The organism is Gemella cuniculi DSM 15828, from assembly GCF_000425665.1.
Taxonomy (GTDB): Bacteria; Bacillota; Bacilli; order Staphylococcales; family Gemellaceae; genus Gemella; species Gemella cuniculi.
Map to the genome: position 1 here is coordinate 282362 of NZ_KE384432.1, position 7472 is coordinate 289833.

Consider the following 7472-nt stretch of genomic DNA (forward strand, 5'->3'; position numbering starts at 1 on the left):
CTTTATGAACCATTATCTAATTTAAGATTATATTAATTTTACTTTATATTAAATTAAAAAACTTCAGTGTCGTTTTTCACTGAAGTCTTTTAATCTTAAAATTTTACAAAGTGATGATAATTTTCTAGTCTTTCTCAATTATCAAACCATTACACCATTTAAACTAGAAGTTTTTACTTGGTTGTAGCCTCTTCTACATTTCCTATTGCAGCTTTTGCTGCCGCTATTCTTGCAATTATCACTCTATATGGCGAACATGATACATATCCTAATCCTATTTTTGAACATAATAGAATTGATTTTTCATCTCCTCCATGCTCTCCACAAATCCCTAACTTAATGCTAGGTTTTGTTTCTTTCGCTTTATCAACTGCAATCTTCATTAGTTCTAATACTCCACTTTCATCTAAATGAACAAATGGATCTGATTCTAAAATATTTTTTTTCTTATAGATATCTATAAATTTTTCCGCGTCATCTCTTGAATATCCAAAAGTAAGCTGAGTCAAGTCGTTTGTGCCAAAGCTAAAGAAGTCTGCATGTTTTGCAATTTTATCGGCAATTATACAAGCTCTAGGTATTTCAATCATTGTTCCCACTTTATAATTAAATTCCGCATTGTATAAGTGCATTTCTTTTTCTACTAACTCAACAATTTGTTCACGTAAAACAGACAACTCTTTTTCTAAACCTACTAAAGGTATCATTATTTCCACATTAACGTTAATTTCTTCTTTTCTTGCCCTTATTGCAGCAGAACTAATTGCTTTTGCTTGCATTAAATAAATCTCTGGATACGTTACACCCAAACGGCAACCACGATGTCCCATCATAGGGTTAAATTCCGCAATACTAGTTATTTTAGCTTTAAGTTGTGCAACACTTACACCTATTTCCTCGGCAATAATTTCTATCGTTTTATCATCTTTTGGTAAAAATTCATGTAGTGGTGGATCTAATAAACGAATATTAACTGATTTCCCAGCTGCTGCTTTAAAAATTTTATAAAAATCTTCGCTTTGAATCGGTTGCAATCTATCTAAAAATCTAACTCTCTCAGTAGTATCTGCGGCTAAAATCATTTTTCTTACCAAACTAATTCTATCTTCTTCGAAGAACATATGTTCTGTTCTACAAAGTCCTACACCTTCTGCTCCAAAGTCAAATGCTACTTTTGCATCAATCTCATTATCAGCATTGGCGAATACTTTCATTTCTCTAATTTCATCAGCCCATGTTAATAATTTTTTAAACCTATCACTGAAAGTTGCATCAACCTTCTCTACTTCTCCTAAATATACCTTACCACTACTTCCATCTACTGAAATAATATCTCCTTCGTTTAAGGTAATATCAGACACTTTTAATGTTTTTTCTTTATAGTCAATTATCATATTTTGACATCCACAAACACAGCATTTACCCATTCCTCTAGCTACTACTGCAGCATGTGAAGTCATTCCACCTCTTAATGTTACAATCGCACCTGAACTAACCATTCCTTCTATATCTTCTGGAGATGTCTCTTCTCTTACTAATATTACCGGATGATTTTTTGCTGCTTCTACCGCATCTTGTGCTGAAAAATAAATTCTTCCTGTGGCTGCACCAGGTGAAGCTGCTAATCCTTGAGTCAACTGTTTCGCTGCTTTTAATGATTTTTCCTCAAATGTAGCATGAAGAAGTTTATTTACTTCATCTGATCCTATTCTCAAAATTGCTTCTTCTTTTGTAATAACACCTTCTTCAACTAGCGATACTGCAACTTCTACAACTGCATTTGGTGTTCTCTTAGCATTACGAGTTTGTAAGATATATAATTTTCCATCTTCTATTGTAAATTCTATATCTTGCATATCTTTGTAATGATATTCTAATTTTTTAGAAATATCAACAAACTCTTTGTAAATATGTGGCATATCATTAGCTAACACGCTGATATTTTTAGGAGTTCTAATTCCTGCTACTACGTCTTCTCCTTGAGCATTTATCAAATACTCTCCGAACAGTTCATCTTCTCCTGTAACTGGATTTCTACTAAACGAAACTCCAGTACCACAATTATCTCCCATATTCCCAAATACCATCGCTTGAATATTAACAGCAGTTCCTAATTTATCACTAATGTTGTGCAATCTTCGATAAACTTTTGCACGATTATTATTCCATGATTTAAATACTGCTTCTACAGCAAGCATCAGCTGTTCTTTTACACTCATTGGAAAATCTTTTCCAGTTTCACTCTTGTAAATAGCTTTAAATTCTTCTACTACTTTGAATAAATCTTTCTCATTCATATCGCTATCTTGAGTATAACCATTCGCTTCTTTTACCCTTGTTAAAACCTCTTCAAATTTATATTTATCAACTCCCATTACTACATCTGAAAACATTTGAATAAATCTTCTATAACTATCATATGCAAAACGATAATTATTATTTTTTTTAGCTAAAACGATAGTAGTCTCATCATTTAAACCTAAGTTTAAAATTGTATCCATCATTCCTGGCATTGAGTATACAGCACCACTTCTTACTGATACTAATAATGGATTTTCTAAACTTCCTAGTTTTTTCCCAATAGTTTCTTCTAAAATTTCTAACTGCTCATTTATTTGTTTTAGAATATCAGGTTTTATTCTTTCTCCATTTTCATAATAACTATTGCAACTTTCTGTTGTAATTGTGAATCCAGGAGGTACATTAATACCTAGTGATTTCATTTCTGCAAGGTTAGCTCCCTTCCCTCCTAATAAAGATCTCATATCTTTATTTCCTTCACTAAAATTATAAACGTATTTCTTTGTCATGTTGTTTCCCCTTTCGAACTATTTTACTTGTAATTTAAAATTAGTTATGTTAATCACATATTACATTGTAACTTCTTAATAATTCATATGAATCTGAATTAATTAAATTCAAATTTTTATAATTTAATATATTTAATAAATATTTTGTATTCTTGTTTAAACCTCTAAACCACGTTCTCTCATTATATTCACAACAATTTCCGCAGTCTCTTCTATTGCTTTATTTTGGACATCTATTACTGGACACCCTATTTTTTCCATAATCTCCAATGCATACTCCAGTTCTTCAAATATTTGAACTTCATCTGTATAATCCGTACCATGCTCAACTCCTAGAGCTTTAAGTCTTTCTCCCCTTAACTTATTAAGCTGCTCTACAGAGTTTGTAAGTCCTATTATTTTTCTTTTAACCTCGAAAAGTTGCTCTGGTAATATTAAATCTTGAACAATTGGCACATTCATAACTTTTATATTTCTATTGGCCAAGTACAAACTAAGTGGTGTCTTAGAAGTTCTTGATACACCTAAGATTATTACATCAGCCTCTTTTAATCCATTAATATCTTTACCATCATCATACTTAACTGCAAATTCCAAAGCATCAACTCTTTTAAAATATTCCGCTCCCATTTTTCTTATTAATCCTGGATTATTTTCCGGTTTTACTTCTAATTTTTTCTCAAAAATATTAAGCATATTGCTCAGTAAATCTATTACGACTATCCCTTTTTTTTCAGCAAGTTCTCTGGTATACCTTGCCAACTCTTTATCAACTAATGTCTGAACAATAACATCATTTAAATCTATATTTTCTACAATAGAATCTATTTTGCTTTTCGTTCCAACATTAGAATTTTTTAAAATTTTATATCGTACATCCGAATAAGAAAACTGAACCAACGCAGCATCAACCACATCTTTTGCAGTATTTCCTATAGAATCCGATATTATGTGTACAGTTAACATACTTAACTACCCCTCCAGTATCTCTAGTAATAATTTAATTAATGTAGTTTTAGAAATTTTTCCTACGATAATTTTCCCACCAGCTTCCTCCCTGACGACTGGTAGACAATCTATCTCATGTAAAATAATTTTTCTAAGAGCATCACTTACAAGATCATCTTCATGTATGTAGATAATATTCGGTACTCTTGTCATTGCTAATGCTATCGGTAATTTTTCTGCATCAGAATTTCTCGATAATTTCAGCATATCTTTTCTTGATGTTACCCCTACTAAGTGATTATCTTCATTAACTATAAAAATAGTCCCTACATCATAAATAAATAATTTAGATAATACATCTGAATAGCTTGCTGTACTTTTCGCAGTAATTGCGATTCCCATTATTTCTTTTACTAATTTACTTTTTATCTCTTCTCGTTTTTCTCCTGGTGAAAAGTCATAATTATAATAGTAACCTACATTAGGTTTTGCCTCTAGCACTTCTAACATCCCTAAAACCGCTAAATCATTCCGCAATGTAGACTTTCCTAAAGAAAGTTTTTCCGCAATTTCCTCGCTAGTTATTGGTTCAAAACTTTTTACTATGTCAATTATAGCTTTATGTCGATCAGTAAGTTTCATTTTTCCTCCTTTTTTTATTTTACAGTAATAATTATACAATATATTATATATTAATTCAATACTTTAATCCGAAATAATGTGTAATAATTAAAAAATAACACATCTCTATCTTTAAGAAAACACTTTATAATGAGCATAATTATCTCCTAACTATGATTATTACACTGGAATCTCTAATTACTAAACAAAATATCTTCCATAAGTATAATTCTTATCTATTTTTCTTTTATTTTAATTTAAAGATAGATGTGTTATAATTAAACAAAAAGTATTGAGGTGAGATTATGTCAAAATTATCAAAACTGTTAATTATAAGTTCGGGAGTTGCAGTAGCAAACTATTACACAAAAAATCCTAATAAACTTGAAGAACACACAAATATTCTAAAACAAAAAGCAAAAGATTCATATGGCTATACTAGGTGCATGGTTAAATATGCTCAAAAAAATGGTGTAACTGAAGCGGTTAACTATCTTTTTAACGATATAAAAAAAATTGCATCAAAAACTAAAGATAATATTGAAGAAAAATATAATAAAACTGTAGAATATGGAAAAGAATTATCTAACAATGTTTCTGAAATAAAAGACCATGTTGTTGATATGAAAGACTATTCAAAAGATTTTAAAAATAATATTAGTGTAGCTAAAGGAGTGGTGGAAGAGATAAAACCTACTTTAGATTCATTTGTTAAAAATACACAATCAACAGTAAATAGTATTAAAAACCAATTTCATAACATTAAAACAGAAGTATATGATTCTAATGTTCAAGAAAAAGTAGAACAATTCTCAAATAATTCTACAGAAACTATTAATCAAGTAAAAGAAAAGGTTCAGACTGAAGTTTTCAATAATAAAACAGAGAAAGAATAAGTTGAGGACTGTCCCATGAATTCATTATATAATACTTTACCAAATACAGGAGAAGCAATTAAAAACTATGGTATCTACATTGGTATCTTAATTATTGTGTTAATAATTATTTTTGTTATTTGGAGAAGAAAAAACAATAAATAATAGAAATAAAAATAAGCATAAAAACTTATGCTTATTTTTTAATTTTCACATTGATTACATATTGATGTTATAAAATGACCTTTGATATGCTTTTAAAATAAAAAAAGAAAGGTAACTTTATGAACTCAAATAAATTTAACAAAGTTATAACTTATTCTCTAAGAAAAAATAAAATTGGACTCACTTCTACTGCCATTATCTTTTCGATATTAGGGACTGCAGGTACAATACAAAAAGAAGTAAAAGCAGTTGAAGCAAAACAAGAAATAAATACTAGTAGCTCACAACATAACGAAAAAGGTAACTCCACACTAGATTCTGTAAAAGAATCTAATGTAGAAAATACCACTAATAAAAATAATGAAAAAACTTTATTAGCGCAAAAAGAAATTACCAAGGAAGATTCCATTCAAAAAGATAGTGAAAAACAAAAAACTTTCAGCACAACAACTGAAACCGATATCGCAACTATAAAAAGAACCTATGAACAACAAAATTCACCTGATACTTGGAAAGTCAAAACAGAAATTATAAAAAAAGAAATTGATCATGGTGCAGATATAGTCGCTCTACTAGATACTTCTAGTCATATGAAAGAAAATGGGCGTTTAGAACAAGCAAAGAAATTGCTAGAGACTCTTTCATCTCATATATTAGGTGGAAATAATAAAAATAAACTTAGCTTAATCGTTTTTAATAGTGATACAAAAAATATTGTAGATTTTACTGATGATATAAATAAAATTAAAGAACACATTAATAGCGATTCAACTTCTGTTAAAAAACATGAAGAGGCATTTTTACAAAAAGCAATACACCAAGCTAGTGAACTATTACAAAAACAAGATTCACAACGATCAAAACATATAGTTATGTTATCATATGGGAAATCCAACTATAGCTATGATTTTAAAAAAAGTGATAAAGAAGTTCCAACAGGCAGTCTTCAAAAAGTGAATACAATCCACAAGTTATTAGGTTTATTCCCATATAAAGTTAATCATACGAGACACAATGTTGGTGAATTACAAGCTATTGCCAAACTTTTCAATATTAATGTTGGGGATATCGAATCATTAGCAAAACTAGGAAGTTTGTTTTTACCTAATTTAGATTATGTCCAACTAAATGAAACTAAGCCAACAGAGAATACAGATTTTGATTACGATAAACGAGTTGGTGACGGAACAGATGCTCACACTTATAAAGGTTATAAAAAGAACGGAGAAATTAGCACTCCTGTTAAGAATTTAATCGCCAAGTATTTAAAGGAATTTAGTCCTTTTGAAAAACTAAATGACTTCTTCAAAAGTTCAGAGTACAAAAAAAAGAATAAAGATAAAAAAGATTTTTTTGATAATCTAACAACGAACTTTGATCCTGTTCAAAATATTGGAGGACGCCTTGGAAACTGGCTATTCAAGCCACACTCACTAACTTTTTATAATCATAATAACTCAGCCTTAGCAGAAACTAATAAAGCTAAAGCAAAAGGCATTAAATTCCACTCTATAGATGTTGATAATGCAAACACTGATTATGATAAATTTTTAAAAGATATTTCAAGTGAAAAGAATTTCTTAACTCTTACTAATCAAAAAGAAACTGCTAAAACTTTTGAGAAGAAGCTAACCACTATTGAATTAAAGGATGAACTTCCAGCTGGAACAACTTTAACTCAAGGACCAACTGTTAATAAAGGAAATGCAAAATTTAATAATTCAAATAGTAGTCTATGGTCACTTTTCAGTTCTAGTAAGCCAAATGTAACATGGAAATTTGAAAAAGATGATTTAGTTGATAACTCTCCTTTATCGCTTGAGTATACAATTAAGCTAAAAGATGATAACAAAAATAAAACATTATCTTCTACCTTTTCTTATAGATTAGAAGACAAATCATCTACTGTAAAATTACCTGATCAAGTATTTTCGCTAGATAAAAAAGAAAAAGATATTCCTCAAACGCCGAAAAATGAGGATGATAAAGATAAAAATGATAAGCCTAAAGTTGAAGACAATAAAGGACAAGATAAAAATCAAAAACCTGAAGT

General features: G+C 29.5%; 6 protein-coding genes. 3 read left to right on the top strand and 3 right to left on the bottom strand.

Going from position 1 to position 7472, the window contains the following annotated elements; translation table 11 throughout:
- Positions 1-173: 173 nt before the first annotated feature.
- The 3 genes from ppdK to H612_RS0107535 all read right to left on the bottom strand — a co-directional run bounded on the left by ppdK (position 174) and on the right by H612_RS0107535 (position 4400).
- Entirely contained in the window at positions 174-2810 is a 2637-nt protein-coding gene (gene ppdK, locus H612_RS0107525; RefSeq protein WP_027130887.1) for a pyruvate, phosphate dikinase, read from the bottom strand.
- 156 nt (positions 2811-2966) lie between these two features.
- Positions 2967-3776, bottom strand: coding sequence for a pyruvate, water dikinase regulatory protein (locus H612_RS0107530; RefSeq protein WP_027130888.1), 810 nt, complete (start codon positions 3774-3776; stop codon positions 2967-2969).
- 6 nt (positions 3777-3782) lie between these two features.
- Positions 3783-4400, bottom strand: a complete 618-nt coding sequence (locus tag H612_RS0107535) for a helix-turn-helix transcriptional regulator (protein ID WP_027130889.1) — start codon at positions 4398-4400, stop codon at positions 3783-3785.
- Positions 4401-4684: 284 nt separating this feature from the next.
- On the opposite strand from H612_RS0107535, the gene H612_RS0107540 reads away from it, so the two are divergent.
- From H612_RS0107540 to H612_RS09335, 3 genes are all read left to right on the top strand, one after another.
- Positions 4685-5275: a hypothetical protein gene (locus H612_RS0107540; RefSeq protein ID WP_027130890.1), complete on the top strand. Its 591-nt coding sequence runs from the start codon at positions 4685-4687 to the stop codon at positions 5273-5275.
- Between the two features lie 15 nt (positions 5276-5290).
- Complete coding sequence (locus H612_RS0107545) at positions 5291-5419, top strand: LPXTG cell wall anchor domain-containing protein (protein WP_027130891.1); 129 nt, start codon at positions 5291-5293, stop codon at positions 5417-5419.
- A gap of 119 nt (positions 5420-5538) precedes the next feature.
- The coding region (locus H612_RS09335) for a vWA domain-containing protein (RefSeq protein WP_035500466.1) at positions 5539-7472 on the top strand (1934 nt) is incomplete at its 3' end.